This is a genomic window from Flavobacterium sp. LC2016-12 (assembly GCF_015351595.1).
Classification (GTDB): Bacteria; Bacteroidota; Bacteroidia; order Flavobacteriales; family Flavobacteriaceae; genus Flavobacterium.
Genome location: NZ_JADKPT010000001.1, coordinates 363,696 through 379,716 on the forward strand (window position 1 = coordinate 363,696; position 16,021 = coordinate 379,716).

A 16,021-nucleotide genomic window follows, 5' to 3' on the forward strand; every position below is an offset into this window, starting at 1 on the left:
TTTTGCCTCTAGATATTTTTATATTTAGGTTTAAAGGTTCAAGGAGGCAAAGTGACAAAGTAAAAACCTTTGAACCTTTGCACCTCTGTGCCTTTGTCCCTTTTTTTAATTATTTCCTATTCTGATAACGTCAGCAAAAATTCCTGATGCTGTAACCGCAGCTCCGGCACCGGCGCCTTTGATCAATAACGGCTGATCTACGTAACGATCTGTGTAGAACAATACGATATTGTCTTTTCCTTCTAAATTATAGAAAGGATGCTCTTTTGGAATGAATTGCAGACCAACGCTTGCTTTTCCGTTTTCGAATTGCGCTACGTATTTCAATCTTGAATCTTTTGTTAATGCTTCTTCATAGATTTTCTCAAAATGAGGAGCGTGTTTGATTAACGATGCAAAAAAGGCTTCGTTGTTTGTTGTGTCCAAACATTCTGCTGGTAAAAACGATTCGTTTGCGATGGCGTCAATATCCATTTCGTAACCACTTTCACGAATAAGAATCAGGATTTTACGAGCAACATCAACACCGCTTAAGTCAATTTTCGGATCTGGTTCTGTAAAACCTTGAACTCCGGCTTCTTTAACCACATCATGGAAAGAATTATTCTTGTCAAAATTGTTGAAAATGAAGTTTAAACTTCCAGATAAAACTGCCTGAATTTTGTGCACTTTATCGCCTGAAGCAATTAAGTTTTTTACTGTGTCAATAATTGGTAATCCCGCACCCACATTAGTTTCAAATAAAAACGGAGCGTTATATTGACGTGATAAGCTTTTTAGTTTTTTATAATTGTCGTACGCTGATGAACAGGCAATTTTGTTGCAGGTTACAACGGCAATACTTTCTTTTAAGAACTTCTCATACATTTCAGAAACGCTTGCATTTGCTGTAATATCAACAAAAATGCTATTACGTAAATTCAGTTCTTTGGCACGTGCAATAAATTCTGTCGGAATCGCATGTTCGCCTTTGTCTAAAGTCGATTTCCAGTCTTTTAGTGAAATTCCGTCTTCATCAAAAAGCATTTTTCTTGAGTTTGACAAAGCGATAACGCGAACATTGATCTTTAAATTATCTTTTAAGAATTTCCTTTGATTGTGAATTTGCTCGATGAATTTTTCACCAACATTTCCAATACCCATTACAAACAAATTCAGCTGTTTGGTGTTTTCTTCAAAGAAGTTTTCGTGTAAAGTGTTCAATGCTTTTTTAACGTCTCTTTCGTTAATTACAGTCGAAATATTACGCTCAGATGCCCCTTGCGCAATCGCACGGATATTTACGTTATTTTTTCCTAAAGTACTGAACATTCTTCCGCTCAAACCTTGATGGTTTTTCATGTTTTCTCCAACCAAAGCAATAATGCAAAGGTCTTTTTCTACAATGGCAGGATCAATTTTGTTTTGAAGAATTTCAACTTCAAAAGCTCTGTTAATTGCATTTTCAGCACTTTCTGCATCCGAATTTAAAATTCCGATACAAATAGAGTGCTCAGAAGAAGCCTGAGTGATGAAAATTACATTGATTTTTTCCTGAGACAATACTTCGAACAAACGTCTTGATGAACCTGCAACTCCAATCATTCCCGGACCTTCCAATGTTACAAGCGAAATATTATCAATATGACTGATTCCTTTTACAACCGAATCTTTAGACGAAACAGTATCGGAAATCAAAGTTCCTACAGCTTCAGGTTCAAAAGTATTTTTGATTAAAATTGGAATATTTTTTCTTAAAACCGGTTGAATTGTCGGCGGATACAACACTTTAGCACCAAAATGCGATAATTCCATCGCTTCCTGATACGAAATGTTGGCAATTGGCTGCGCCTGTTTTACAATTTTTGGGTTGGCAGTAAACATTCCGTTTACATCTGTCCAGATTTCTAACTGTGATGCTTCAAGTGCTCCCGCAATAATCGCAGCAGTATAATCTGATCCGCCACGCCCTAAAGTAGTTGTAATTCCGTCAAGAGTCAAAGCGATAAATCCAGGTAAAATATTGATTTGCGCTTTGTTTTCAGCAAAATAATCCTGAATCAATTGATTTGAAATCTCAAAATTTACGACCGCTTTTCCGAAATCAGCATTTGTTTTGATGATTTCGCGGCTGTCTTTATAAACTACATTTTTATCAATTTGCTGATAAGCCTGCGCAATGATATAAGAAGAAAGCAATTCTCCAAAACTTAAAATCGTGTCAGCCGTTCTAGGAGATAATTCGCCTAATAAGAAACATCCATCAAGTAGGGTTTCTAAGTGATTGATGATTCTTTTTACGTGGCTTAACAAGCTGCTTTGTTCGCTTACCGGAATAAGTTCTTTTAAAGTGTCAAGGTGTTTTTTCTCGATTTCGGCAACAATTTCTCTGAAACTTTCATCGTTTGCCGCCGCTTTTGCTGCTGCCAATTGCAATAAATCGGTCACTTTGCTTAAAGCAGAAACAACGACAACTAATTGATCTTGTTTAGATTTTTGATTTATAATTTCGAGAACGAGTTTTATATTTTGAGCATTGGCAACCGAAGTTCCGCCAAATTTTAATACTTTCATTTTGATGATTTTTTTCTTTTTATGCAAATATTTTTATGTATCCAATGACTCTCTTCTTTCAAGAAAAAAGTATAGATAACCAGGATTATATGTAAAATGTATACCCCTAAGGGGTAGTAGTTGTTGTAGAAATTGTTGTAGCAGCAATTGCAACTCCAGTTTGAGTTGTCATTGTAGATTGATATTTTGCGCTGTTACTTTTCATTTTGATGTTTCAAAAGTACAGATTTTTATAAAAGCGAAAAACCTTTATTTTCTTTTTGCGAATATTTTAATAATTCAAATCTCATTGATTTAATATTGAGCTTTTGCTAAGATTGAACATCATAAATTGATGGATTCGTATATTTAAACCCGTGTTTCTGGCAAGGGCACGAGCTTAAAAAGCTGATTTCTAATCGAAATATTCGGTAGAAACCGTCATTAGTCTATAAAACAAGTAGGAAATTGGATTTTTAGAATAAATTTTGAGTATTGATTTTGGTAAAGAAAATTTAAGTGCTGATTTTGTATGATTAGTATTGTGAAATAGCTAAATACGTATAATTTGTTTTATTGATTTTTTAATTATTATGAACAAATGTTGCTTTTTAATATTGATTTGTTGAATTTTGATGCCTTAAATTAAAAATGACATGAGAGAAGTCCATTATATAAGTACTGAAATATTAGGTTTAGAAGATTTACAAGAAATTATTGTAAATCAGAAAATGCTTGAACTATCTGAAGAAGCAAAAGTAAATGTTCAGAAGTGCCGTGATTATTTAGATAAAAAAATGGCTTCACACTCTGAACCTATTTATGGTATCAATACTGGTTTTGGGTCACTTTGTAATGTGAAAATCTCAAATGAGAATTTATCAAAACTTCAGGAGAACCTTGTTAAGTCTCACGCTTGTGGAACTGGAGAAGAAGTTCCTGCTGAGATTGTAAAAATAATGTTACTGCTAAAGATTCAATCTTTAAGTTATGGACACTCAGGAATCCAATTGCAAACCGTAAGTCGTTTGGTTGATTTCTATAATAATGACATCCTTCCTATTATATATACGCAAGGTTCACTTGGAGCTTCTGGAGATTTAGCACCATTAGCACATTTATCTTTGCCTTTATTAGGAGAAGGCGAAGTTTTGTTTGAAGGAAAGAAAGTGGCTTCCGCCGAAGTTTTAAAACATTTTAACTGGGAACCTATCGTTTTACAGTCAAAAGAAGGTTTGGCTTTGTTAAACGGAACTCAATTTATGAGTGCTTACGGAGCTCATATTTTATTAAAAGCATATAAATATTCGTATTTGGCAGATTTAATCGGAACTATTTCTTTGGAAGGTTTTGATGGAAGAAGCGAGCCTTTTAACGAATTGATTCATTTTATTCGTCCTCACAAAGGTCAGATTGTAACGGCGCAGCGTATTAATGAGTTTTTAGAAGGAAGCGAAATAATAGAACAAGAGAAAAAACACGTTCAGGATCCGTATTCTTTCCGTTGTATGCCCCAGGTTCATGGTGCTTCAAAAGATGCGATAGATTATGTTCGAAAAGTATTCAAAACTGAAATTAACTCGGTTACGGATAATCCAAACATATTTATTGAATCTGATCAGATCGTCTCTGGAGGAAATTTCCACGGACAACCTTTGGCTTTAGCCTTAGATTTTATGGCGATTGCTTTGGCAGAACTAGGAAGTATTTCTGAAAGAAGAACGTACCAATTGATTTCAGGTTTAAGAAATCTTCCGGCATTTTTGGTGGATAATCCGGGACTGAATTCAGGCTTTATGATTCCGCAATATACGGCTGCAAGTATTGCAAGTCAGAACAAACAATTGGCAACTCCATCAAGTATTGATAGTATTGTTTCGAGTAATGGTCAGGAAGATCATGTTAGTATGGGAGCAAACGGAGCAACAAAAGCGTTGCGTGTTATGGATAATTTGGAGCGTATTTTAGCGATCGAATTAATGAATGCTTCACAGGCAATTGCGTACAGAGAGCCTTTAAAATCAAGTGATTTTATCGAAATGTTCTTAAGCAGTTATAGAGAAGTTGTGCCTTTGGTTAAGGAAGACAGAATCTTACATTACGATATTGAGAAGACAGTTGCGTTCCTGGATAGTTTTCAAATTGAAAACGATTTGTTAACACTGGCTTAACATAACAGAATATTAATGAAGTAATTTTGCACTATCAAAAATATAAAAATGTCAATAAACAGTATTTTCCAATTTTTAGTGCCGAAAGACAAAAAATTCTTTCCACTTTTTGAAGAAGCTTCAAGCAATTTAATTGAATTAGCTTCTAATTTACACGAAGCTGTAAACCTTCCATTAAAAGAAAGAGAAGTTCTTTTTCAAAAAATTGATGAGTTAGAGCAAAGAGGAGAAGACATTACACGTCAAACCAATCTTGAATTGAGCAGAAACTTCATTACGCCATTTGATAGAGAGGATATTCACACTTTAATTACTTCTATTGATAACGTTGCTGATTATCTTCACGGTGCAGCAAGCAGAATGAGATTGTATCAGGTTGATAAGATTACAAAATCTATCAGAAAGATGACAGAAATTAACCTTGAAGCTTGTCAAAACATTGATAGTGCTGTAAAAGAGTTGAGCAACTTAAAAAATATGAACATTATTAAAGATGCTTGTGCTAGAATTAACAAACTAGAAAACAAGTCTGATAATGTATATAACAAAGCAGTTTTTGAAATTTTTGAAAACGAAACAGACGCTAAAAATATCATTAAATATAAAGAGGTGTTATCTGTTTTAGAATCAGCAACAGACAAATGTAAGAGTGTTGCGAACATACTGGAATCAATTTCTGTAAAACATTCTTAATTCAATTTATTTCATTCTGAAGTTATAATTTTATGACGCTACTTATAATTATTATAGTATTAGCTTTAATTTTTGATTACATCAACGGTTTTCATGATGCAGCGAATGCTATAGCGACTGTTGTTGCTACAAAGGTTTTGACGCCTTTTCAGGCCGTACTTTGGGCAGCATTTTTTAACTTTCTGGCTTATTGGGTTTTTGGATTTGGTGTTGCAGATACTGTTGCAAAAACAGCGCACACTATGGAAATTAACCTTGTTGTTATCCTTGCCGGTGTTATTGCAGCTATTTGTTGGAATTTATTGACTTGGTGGTTAGGAATTCCTTCAAGTTCATCACATACTTTAATTGGTGGTTTCGCTGGGGCAGCTGTAGCACATGCAATCGCTGTACACGGTTTCTCAGGTTATGCCGGAGAAGATGGAACTACTCATTATTGGTACGAAATTGTAAGCTGGTACAAGGCAGGAAAAGATGGTGGAATGCCTTCGGGAGTTCTTATTATCATTGCGTTTATTGTTTTAGCGCCATTATTGGGAGCATTGGCTTCTTATTTAATATCGATTTGGTTGTTAAATGCTTCTCGTAAAATCATAGGACCTAAAATATTCACGGTTGCTTTAATGATTGCAACAGTTTGGGTTGTTAGTAGCCTAATGGTTCCTTATGCTGATATTGAAAAGCCTCGTTTTGAATCTCATTTCTGGAGTGTAGCTTTTGATCCGCATAATATTAAATGGTGTTTAGTTGGTTTTATTATCTTAACGGTTAGTGCTTTTTGTTTGATATTCAGTAGTTTGAATCTACATCAGGCTGATGCAGCTTTGAAAAAAATGCAACTATTATCTTCTGCGGCTTTTAGTTTAGGACACGGAGGAAATGATTCTCAAAAAGTAATGGGTATTATTGCAGCAGCTGTTGCAGTTTATATTAATACAAATCCGGGAGTTCATATGGCATCATGGTTAGACGTTGTTTTGCCAAATGATGACTTAGGAATAAAAGGAGTAATGCCAGGCTGGATTCCATTAGCATGTTATTCTGCTATTGCTGCAGGAACGTTAAGTGGTGGATGGAAAATTGTGAAAACAATGGGTTCTAAAATCACAAAAGTAACTTCATTTGAAGGGGTTGCTGCTGAAACTGCCGGAGCATTAACATTGTATTTTACGGAGCATTTAAAAATTCCGGTAAGTACAACGCATACTATTACAGGTTCTATCATCGGGGTTGGATTAACAAAACGTGTATCTGCCGTTCGTTGGGGAGTAACTGTAAGTTTGATCTGGGCTTGGATATTGACTATTCCTATTTCGGCTATTTTAGCAGGATTGGTTTACTTTGTATTGAGTGTATTTATTTCTTAGTAAAATGATTTTTATTAAATGTGAGAAGTTTTGATCGCATTTTATCGACATAAAAAAAGCCGATTTCAATTTGAAATCGGCTTTTTTATTTGAGTAGAATAATGTAGATTTAATAATTGCATTTTATTACTTAACAAAAGAATGTAAAACAAGAATGGAAGAATTGAAGCAGTTAGAAAGGATTAAAAGTAAGCTGTTAATGGCTAAAAATGCCGATAATAAATTAGAAGTATTTGGAGCAGACAGTCATAAATATATTTTAGAGAATACCGTAAGACAAGAAGATATCTTAAATTTTGAAAATGAATATCAGTTGGAACTTCCTAAATGCTACAAATCATTTTTGCTGAATATTGGTAATGGCGGAATTTCTTATTCAGATTCAGGTGCCGGACCTTCGTATGGAATTTATCCTTTTCGAAAAAATACAGATGAATTTATCTATGAAAATTCAAAACAGTATTTAAAAGAAGATTGCATAATTTCTCCAAATATGTCAGATGATTTTTGGAATAATCTAAACAAAAACATCGAAGAAAATGAAACTATTTCTGATGAAGAATTTGATATAGAGCTAGGAAAAATATTTTCGGGATTATTGCCTATCGGAAGTCAGGGATGTAGTTATTATCACGCACTTGTTTTAAATGGAGAATTTAAAGGAAGAGTTGTAAATGTGGATATTGACAGGCAAAAGCCTTATTTCGCTTTCGAATCAAATTTTTTGGACTGGTATGAAAGATGGTTGGATGAAATTATACCTGAAAATTTAAAATCAAGAAATTCTGATTTGTTTAGGTATACTCTGGGGGGATCATCAGCTTATGTCTTGGAGGTGTATTTTTCAACCAATGAAAATCAGACAAAATTAGAATGCCTAAGGAGTTTTTTAAAGAAACGAAATCTGGACTCTGAAACGATTAATGTCCTGGAGGAACAATGTAAATTGAGTGCAGGTAAAAATCAAAAACTGCTAATTCAGATACTTACAAAATTTGATTATCAACGTGCTTATCCGTATTTAGTTGCCTTTGCAAATGAGAATTTATTAGATGTTTTTCAATTTGTATTTTGGTATGCGAAGGGTAAGAGTTCTGATTGGCTTGAAATTATAGAAGCTCATTCGGAGAAGATCAATGACGAGGAAACGTTTAGATTTTGTACTTATTTGTTAAAGGAAATGAATATCGATTACGGTAATTTTGTTGTTCCTTTTACGACAAATATAAATGAAAAGATAAGAGTTAGTGCTTATTATTCACTAGGGTTGTTGAAAAATAAAAGTAAATATTTAGATACTTTTATTTTAGGTTTAAGTGATCAATCAAATCGAGTTGTACATACTGTTTTGCAAGCTCTGGATGGAGTAGAAGATCGTAAACTTTTGAAGTATTACAAATTACTGGCGGAAAAATTCCCCAAAGAGCAAGACTATATTTTAGCTAATCTTAATCACAGATTAAAAGCTTATGGTTTAACTAACAGAACGATTAGGGATATTAACATAGAAAACCACTTTCAAAACAAAGTTAAACGTAAAAAATAGTATGAGTTTTGGAAATAAAAAAAAGACTGGTATTCAATTGAAAACCAGTCTTTTTTTTATACAAATTCCAATAATTTAAAATTCCAAATTCCACTGTTTTACACGTTTTTTAAATTTGGAATTTGAAATTTTTTACTTTTTATTTCCTTAGATTCTTATGATTGTGCTTACGCTTGAAATGTGTTTCTTTTAAATTAGTTTTATCTTTCGAGATAATACTAATTGTACCGTCAATTTCTAGCGTACAGAGCTTTATATCGGTCAAATGTTCTAAACCATGCTCACGTGCCGCTTCTTTTAATTCTTCGTGTGAAATGTCTAATTTGCTCAAAGCATTAAAATCCAAAGTTCCATTATGAATTAGGATTTCGGGTTTGTCTAAAAGCAAATCACTGACTACTTTGTATTTGTGTGTTAATTTTTTGATGTTAAAATTGATCACAAATAAAGCTAATGCGGCAACCAAACCTCCCCAAAGACTCGTGTCCGGACCGACCATTGCATTTTGAACAGAATTACTTATCAATAAAATCAGAATAATATCGGCAGTATTTAATTGCGAAAGTTCTTTTTTGCCGAAGATTCGTAAAGCAATTGTCATGAAAAAATAGACTGCGAGACTTCTGAAAATGATATCTAAGTAGGGGTTGAGCATTGTTTTTTATTTTAAAGGTAAAAAAAAACTTTGTCAAAGTTTAAGCTTTGACAAAGTTGCTAAAATATTTATTGAATATTAAGTTAGAATGAACTAACTAATTATTTTGAAGTTTTTTTCGATTGCTTTAATCATTTCTCCGGCAATATCTTTGTTGGTTGCGCCTTCAATTCCTTCAAGTCCTGGCGAAGAGTTTACTTCAAGTAATAAAGGTCCTTTAGAAGAACGAATAATATCTACGCCTGCCACTTTTAAGTCCATTGCTTTTGCAGCTTTTATAGCAATCTTTTTCTCTTCTGCTGTTACTTTAATTACAGATGCAGTTCCGCCAAGATGAATGTTAGCTCTAAATTCTCCCGGCATAGCTTCACGCTGAATAGCAGCAACTACTTTTCCGTCAATTACAAAACAACGAATATCTTTTCCGTTGGCCTCTTTAATGAATTCCTGAACTAGTATATTAGCATTTAAACTTTTGAAAGCATTGATAACACTTTCTGCCGCTTTTTTGGTTTCAGCCAAAACAACGCCTTTTCCTTGCGTTCCTTCCAATAATTTCACGATTAAAGGCGAACCTCCAACCATCTTAATTAAGTTGTCAGTATCCAAAGGAGAATTAGCAAAACCAGTTGTCGGGATGTCAATTCCACTGTTTAAAAGCAACTGAAGCGAATATAATTTATCACGTGACTGTGTGATGGCTGTAGCTGAATTTAAAACAAAAACCTTCAAGGCTTCAAACTGACGTGTCAGGGCACAACCGTAAAACGTAATGCTTGGACGAATTCTGGGAATAATTGCGTCAAATTGATTTAATATTTTTCCGCCTCTGTAATGAATCTCAGGAGTTTTGGCATCCAGTTTCATGTAGCATTCTTTGATATTCAAAAAATGCATTTCATGACCGCGCATTTCACCGGCTTCCATGATTCTTTTATTGCTGTATAACTCCGGATTACTTGCTAAAAGTCCAATTCGTAAACCAGAAGTTGCTTTTTCAGAATTTTGATATAATTCTTTAAGTGCTTCGGTTGTAGGTTGTCCTAATAGGTATTTTTCTTCAGGATCAACAAGTACACGTCCACTCATCGCTTCACGTCCTAAAAGCATGCGGAAACCCATTGAGTCACGATTCGTCAACGTCATTTCGATTGGCCATTTTACATCGCCAATTTTTAGATTGGTCTGAATTACGTAGCGATGTTCTCTAAAACCGCTTGAGCTTTTTACAATTCTTTTGTCAACCAATGGAGCTTCACAATGGATGATGGTTTTAATATTATTCTGAATTGGATTAATATCAAATTTCACCCAATTGGCATCATTTTTTATAAAAGGAGCTATGTTGATGGCGTGCATTGCAGAAGTTTTGGCACCAGAATCAACACGAGCCTTGATTGTCGGGATTCCTAGTTCTGGAAATGAGCACCATTCTTCACTGCCTAAAATGACTTTATTTTGAAGCATACGTTGTTTTATTGTTATTTAATTTAAATTCAAAAATAGCTATTTGCTTTTACTAAAGATAGTAAATTATTCAAAAAAAATACCCGTTATGTTATGAAAACGTAACGGGTATATTATTTTTGTTATAAAATTAAACTAATTTATTGATTAGTTGGCTCTTCTGCTTTGTGTATTTCTACTGAAAGTTCCTGAGAGTCATCTTTCAAATCCATTAAGATTTCGTCTCCTGAATGAATTTTTGAAGTGATGATTTCTTCTGCCAATAAATCTTCAACATATTTCTGAATCGCTCTTTTAAGAGGTCTTGCACCAAATTGTCTGTCAAAACCTTTTTCAGCGATAAACGCTTTTGCTTTATCAGTAAGACTTAGTTTATAACCTAATTCAGCAATACGAGAATATAGTTTTTTAAGCTCGATCTCGATAATCAAATCAATGTCAGCTTTTTCTAAGGCATTAAATACGATTACGTCATCAATTCTGTTTAAGAATTCAGGAGCAAAAGTTTTTTTCAATGCGTTTTCGATAATGCTCTTAGAATTTTCATCAGCCTGAGCCACTTTTGCAGCAGTTCCGAATCCAACACCTTGTCCAAAATCTTTCAACTGACGTGCTCCAACATTAGAAGTCATGATGATAATGGTGTTTTTAAAGTCGATTTTGCGACCTAAACTATCTGTCAAATATCCGTCATCTAAAACCTGAAGCATCATATTGAATACATCTGGATGCGCTTTTTCGATCTCGTCTAAAAGAACAACGCAATATGGTTTTCTGCGAACTTTTTCAGTCAATTGACCTCCTTCTTCGTATCCTACGTATCCCGGAGGCGCTCCAACTAAACGAGAGATCGCAAATTTCTCCATGTATTCACTCATGTCGATACGAACTAATGCATCTTCGGAATCGAATAATTCTTTTGCTAAAACTTTTGCTAACTGCGTTTTACCAACTCCAGTCTGACCTAAGAAAATGAACGAACCAATTGGTTTGTTAGGATCTTTAAGTCCGGCTCTGTTACGTTGAATAGAACGTGCAATTTTTAATACAGCTTCATTTTGACCAATTACTTTATTCTGAATCAATTCAGGTAATTTGGCTAATTTGTTACTTTCTGTTTGTGCAATTCTATTAACAGGAATTCCGGTCATCATCGAAACAACATCAGCTACATTATCTTCTGTAACTTCAATTCTGTTATTTTTAGAATCTTCTTCCCATTGTTCTTGCGCAACTGCTAAATCTTTTTCAATTCGTTTTTCATCATCACGAAGTTTGGCTGCTTCTTCATATTTTTGTTTTTTAACAACCATATTTTTGTTTTCACGCACTTCTTCTAGCTGACGTTCCAAATCAAGAATTTGTTTAGGAACATCTATATTAGTAATGTGTACGCGAGAACCGGCTTCGTCAAGAGCATCAATAGCTTTGTCCGGTAAAAAACGCTCAGACATATATCTGTTTGTTAATTTAACGCAGGCTTCAATTGCTTCCTGAGTATAAGTAACATTGTGGTGATCTTCGTATTTATCTTTTACATTATTCAAAATTGCAATAGTTTCTTCAACAGAAGTTGGTTCTACAATTACTTTTTGGAAACGTCTTTCTAAAGCACCATCTTTTTCAATATATTGTCTGTACTCATCAAGAGTAGTAGCACCAATACATTGGATTTCTCCCCTTGCTAAAGCAGGTTTGAACATGTTTGAAGCATCAAGTGAACCAGTGGCTCCACCAGCACCTACTATAGTATGAATCTCATCAATAAAAAGAATAATGTCGTCGTTTTTCTCAAGCTCGTTCATAACGGCTTTCATTCTTTCTTCAAACTGACCACGGTATTTTGTTCCGGCTACTAAACTAGCCAAATCAAGAGTAACCACACGTTTGTGGAAAAGAATACGAGATACTTTCTTTTGAATAATACGCAAAGCTAGTCCTTCTGCAATAGCAGACTTACCAACTCCTGGCTCTCCAATTAGAAGCGGATTGTTCTTTTTTCTACGGCTTAAAATTTGAGAAACACGTTCAATTTCTTTCTCGCGTCCTACTACCGGATCTAGTTTTCCTTCCTCAGCCATTTCTGTTAAATCTCTCCCAAAATTATCTAAAACCGGAGTCTTGGATTTTTTGTTTGACTTATTGGCCGGATTGTTAAAACTACTTTCTTTAAGACTGTCATCTTGTCCTGAATCGTCATTGTACGATTCGTTTCTTGGCAAGTTTTCTAAGAATTCTTCTTCGTTTGGCGTCATGTTTAAATATTGTTCTTTAGCTATGTCATAATCTATTTTTAGCTTATTCAATAGCTTGGTTGTTGGATCGTTTTCGTTTCGTAAGATGCATAAAAGCAAGTGTGCCGTGCTAATCGACGAACTTTGAAATACTTTTGCTTCAAGAAAGGTTGTCTTCAGGGCTCTTTCTGCCTGTCGGGTAAGATGAAGATTTTTCTTTTCAGCATTTACTTCAACGCTCTGGTTGGCTGGACTCAGTATTTCTACCTTCCTGCGTAAATGGTCTAAATCGACTGCTAGGTTATTAAGTATATGAATAGCTTTTCCGTTACCATCTCTTAAAATGCCCAGCATTAGATGTTCAGTACCAATAAAGTCGTGTCCTAAACGAAGGGCTTCTTCCTTACTGTATGTAATAACATCTTTTACTCTTGGTGAAAAATTATCATCCATAATATATTTATTGGTATTGTAAATTTAGTGAATTACAGTTTGAAAAACAAAAACCGTACCCTTCGAGAACTACTGTCAGCTAATTGACAAAAAAAATAACAATAAAAGCGTTAAAAAACGCTTAATTTATTAACTAAAAGAGCAAATAAAGTTGTTAATAAATCATTGAAATAAGTGTAAGTAAATAGCTGAAAAAATTCGAAAAAAACGTATCTTGGCACGCTTTGAAACTAATATAATTATTTAATATAACAACTTATGTCTGAAGGAGAAAAGTTAATTCCTATTAACATAGAAGATGAAATGAAATCAGCTTACATCGATTATTCGATGTCAGTAATCGTATCTAGAGCACTTCCTGATGTTAGAGATGGCTTGAAACCAGTGCATCGAAGAGTTCTTTACGGAATGTATGACTTAGGAGTAACATCAAGATCTGCCCACAAAAAATCTGCGAGAATCGTAGGAGAGGTTCTGGGTAAGTATCACCCACACGGAGATACCTCTGTTTATGATGCCATGGTACGTATGGCTCAGGAATGGAGTATGCGATATTTATTAGTAGACGGTCAGGGTAACTTTGGTTCTGTTGATGGTGACAGTCCGGCAGCAATGCGTTATACTGAGGCCAGAATGCGCAAAATTTCAGAAGATATTATGGCAGATATCGAAAAAGAAACAGTTGATTTTCAATTGAACTTTGACGATACATTATATGAGCCAAAAGTAATGCCAACAAGAGTTCCGACTTTATTAGTGAACGGAGCGACTGGTATTGCGGTTGGTATGGCTACTAATATGCCTCCACACAATTTAACGGAAGTAATCAACGGTACATTAGCGTATCTTGATAATAATGATATTGAAATTGACGAATTAATGACACATATTAAAGCTCCGGATTTTCCAACTGGAGGTGTAATATATGGTTATGAAGGTGTTCGCGAAGCTTTTAAAACGGGTAGAGGACGTATTGTAATGCGTGCTAAAGTTGGTTTTGAAGAAGTTGACGGAAGAGAATGTATCATTGTTACTGAAATTCCATACCAGGTTAACAAAGCCGAAATGATCAAACGTACGGCTGATTTGGTTAACGATAAAAAAATTGAAGGTATTGCAAACATTCGTGACGAATCGGACAGAAATGGTATGCGTATCGTTTACATCCTGAAGCGTGATGCTACGCCAAACGTAGTTTTGAATACCTTATATAAGTTTACCTCATTACAATCATCTTTCAGTGTGAATAATATTGCACTTGTAAAAGGCCGCCCACAAATGTTGAATCTAAAAGATATGATTCACTATTTTATTGAGCACCGTCATGATGTTGTAGTTCGTAGAACGCAGTTTGAATTACGTAAAGCAGAAGAAAGAGCGCACATATTAGAAGGTTTGATTATTGCTTCTGATAATATTGATGAAGTAATTGCTATCATCAGAGGTTCTAAAAATACAGAAGAAGCTCGTGAGAAATTAATCGAAAGATTTAATTTGTCTGATATTCAGGCTCGTGCAATTGTTGAGATGCGTTTACGTCAGTTAACTGGTCTGGAGCAAGATAAATTAAGAGCTGAGTTTGAAGAATTGATGAAATTAATCGAACACTTAAAAGCATTATTAGCAGATGTTAATTTGAGAACTAACCTTATTAAGGAAGAACTTGAAGAAATTCGTGAGAAATACGGAGATGAGCGTCGTTCTGTAATTGAATATTCTGGTGGAGATGTAAGTATTGAAGATTTAATCGCAGATGAGAATGTGGTAATTACAATTTCGCATGCAGGTTATATCAAACGTACTAACCTGACAGAATACAAAACTCAAAATAGAGGTGGAGTTGGGCAAAAAAGTGCAGGAACAAGAGATCAGGATTTCCTTGAGCATATGTTCGTTGCTACCAACCACCAATATATGATGTTCTTTACACAAAAAGGAAAATGTTTCTGGATGCGTGTGTATGAAATTCCGGAAGGAAGTAAAACTGCAAAAGGTAGAGCAATCCAAAACTTAGTAAACATTGAAAGTGATGATAAAGTTAAAGCTTTCATTTGTACACAAGATCTAAAAGATAAAGATTACATCAATAGTCATAACCTTGTAATGGTTACCAAACAAGGTCAGGTTAAGAAGACTTCTTTAGAGAAATATTCAAAACCAAGGGTAAATGGTGTTGCTGCTATTACTATTAAGGAAGGTGACGAATTAATGGGGGCGCAATTAACTAATGGGGAAAGTCAAATTATCTTAGCAGTTAAGTCTGGTAAATTGGTTCGTTTTGAGGAAACCAAAACACGTCCGATGGGAAGAACAGCTTCTGGAGTTCGTGGAATTACCTTAAAAGATGATACTGATGAAGTAATTGGTATGGTTACTGTAGACAAAAACGATATTAATGATTCACAAATCTTGGTTGTTACTGAAAATGGATACGGAAAACGTACCAAATTAGTAGACGAAGATGGTGAAGATGTTTACAGAATCACAAACCGTGGAGGTAAAGGTGTTAAAACGCTTAATATTACAGAGAAAACAGGAAAACTGATCTCCATTAATGCGGTAACTGATGCTGATGATTTAATGATTATCAACAAATCCGGATTAACAATTAGAATGGCTATTGAAGATTTACGTGTTATGGGTCGTGCAACACAAGGTGTTCGATTAATTAACCTAAAAGGTAAAGATTCTATTGCTGCTGTAACAAAAGTTATGAAAGATGATGTTGAAGAGGTTGTTGTTGATGAAGAAGGAAATGTAGTAGGGCCAGTTATTGAAAGAGTTAAGCCAGACTTAGAAGTTCTTGAAGATGACGGAACCGCTGAAGACGACGACGATGACGATTCTGATGAAGAAATAGTAGACGAGGATGATTCTGAAGAAGAAGAGTCAGAGGAATAAAT

General features: G+C 34.5%; 9 protein-coding genes. 5 read left to right on the top strand and 4 right to left on the bottom strand.

Translation table 11 applies throughout. The annotated features are described in order from the left end of the window. Window positions 1–105: 105 nt before the first annotated feature. Window positions 106–2,553 carry a bifunctional aspartate kinase/homoserine dehydrogenase I gene (thrA, locus tag IRZ99_RS01570; protein WP_194655601.1) on the bottom strand — a complete coding sequence of 816 codons (2,448 nt, stop codon included), beginning with the start codon at window positions 2,551–2,553 and terminating at the stop codon, window positions 106–108. A 635-nt stretch (window positions 2,554–3,188) separates the two neighbouring features. Between thrA and hutH the strand changes: the two genes are divergently transcribed. The 4 genes from hutH (at window position 3,189) to IRZ99_RS01590 (ending at window position 8,309) form a co-directional block, all read left to right on the top strand. Further along, window positions 3,189–4,703 (top strand): histidine ammonia-lyase, encoded by a 1,515-nt coding sequence (gene hutH / locus IRZ99_RS01575; protein ID WP_194655602.1) that lies wholly within the window; start codon window positions 3,189–3,191, stop codon window positions 4,701–4,703. Window positions 4,704–4,751: 48 nt separating this feature from the next. Further along, window positions 4,752–5,396, top strand: coding sequence for a DUF47 domain-containing protein (locus tag IRZ99_RS01580; protein WP_026982186.1), 645 nt, complete (start codon window positions 4,752–4,754; stop codon window positions 5,394–5,396). A 32-nt stretch (window positions 5,397–5,428) separates the two neighbouring features. Beyond that, window positions 5,429–6,763 carry an inorganic phosphate transporter gene (locus tag IRZ99_RS01585; RefSeq protein ID WP_194655603.1) on the top strand — a complete coding sequence of 445 codons (1,335 nt, stop codon included), beginning with the start codon at window positions 5,429–5,431 and terminating at the stop codon, window positions 6,761–6,763. 199 nt (window positions 6,764–6,962) lie between these two features. Then, window positions 6,963–8,309 (top strand): SMI1/KNR4 family protein, encoded by a 1,347-nt coding sequence (locus tag IRZ99_RS01590; protein WP_228518989.1) that lies wholly within the window; start codon window positions 6,963–6,965, stop codon window positions 8,307–8,309. 139 nt (window positions 8,310–8,448) lie between these two features. On the opposite strand, the gene IRZ99_RS01595 is transcribed toward IRZ99_RS01590, so the two are convergent. The 3 genes from IRZ99_RS01595 to IRZ99_RS01605 all read right to left on the bottom strand — a co-directional run bounded on the left by IRZ99_RS01595 (window position 8,449) and on the right by IRZ99_RS01605 (window position 13,118). Next, window positions 8,449–8,964: a DUF421 domain-containing protein gene (locus tag IRZ99_RS01595; RefSeq protein ID WP_194655605.1), complete on the bottom strand. Its 516-nt coding sequence runs from the start codon at window positions 8,962–8,964 to the stop codon at window positions 8,449–8,451. A 93-nt stretch (window positions 8,965–9,057) separates the two neighbouring features. Beyond that, window positions 9,058–10,431, bottom strand: a complete 1,374-nt coding sequence (gene rimK / locus IRZ99_RS01600) for a 30S ribosomal protein S6--L-glutamate ligase (protein WP_072971218.1) — start codon at window positions 10,429–10,431, stop codon at window positions 9,058–9,060. Between the two features lie 140 nt (window positions 10,432–10,571). Beyond that, entirely contained in the window at window positions 10,572–13,118 is a 2,547-nt protein-coding gene (locus IRZ99_RS01605) for an ATP-dependent Clp protease ATP-binding subunit (RefSeq protein WP_072971217.1), read from the bottom strand. 258 nt (window positions 13,119–13,376) lie between these two features. Between IRZ99_RS01605 and gyrA the strand changes: the two genes are divergently transcribed. Beyond that, window positions 13,377–16,019 carry a DNA gyrase subunit A gene (gene gyrA, locus IRZ99_RS01610; protein ID WP_194655606.1) on the top strand — a complete coding sequence of 881 codons (2,643 nt, stop codon included), beginning with the start codon at window positions 13,377–13,379 and terminating at the stop codon, window positions 16,017–16,019. The last annotated feature ends 2 nt before the right edge of the window (window positions 16,020–16,021 follow it).

Bases quoted from the DNA above. Each gene is read 5' to 3' on its own strand.
- thrA (WP_194655601.1), bottom strand. From the start codon at position 2,553: ATGAAAGTATTAAAATTTGGCGGAACTTCGGTTGCCAATGCTCAAAAT.
- hutH (WP_194655602.1), top strand. From the start codon at position 3,189: ATGAGAGAAGTCCATTATATAAGTACTGAAATATTAGGTTTAGAAGAT.
- IRZ99_RS01580 (WP_026982186.1), top strand. From the start codon at position 4,752: ATGTCAATAAACAGTATTTTCCAATTTTTAGTGCCGAAAGACAAAAAA.
- IRZ99_RS01585 (WP_194655603.1), top strand. From the start codon at position 5,429: ATGACGCTACTTATAATTATTATAGTATTAGCTTTAATTTTTGATTAC.
- IRZ99_RS01590 (WP_228518989.1), top strand. From the start codon at position 6,963: ATGGCTAAAAATGCCGATAATAAATTAGAAGTATTTGGAGCAGACAGT.
- IRZ99_RS01595 (WP_194655605.1), bottom strand. From the start codon at position 8,964: ATGCTCAACCCCTACTTAGATATCATTTTCAGAAGTCTCGCAGTCTAT.
- rimK (WP_072971218.1), bottom strand. From the start codon at position 10,431: ATGCTTCAAAATAAAGTCATTTTAGGCAGTGAAGAATGGTGCTCATTT.
- IRZ99_RS01605 (WP_072971217.1), bottom strand. From the start codon at position 13,118: ATGGATGATAATTTTTCACCAAGAGTAAAAGATGTTATTACATACAGT.
- gyrA (WP_194655606.1), top strand. From the start codon at position 13,377: ATGTCTGAAGGAGAAAAGTTAATTCCTATTAACATAGAAGATGAAATG.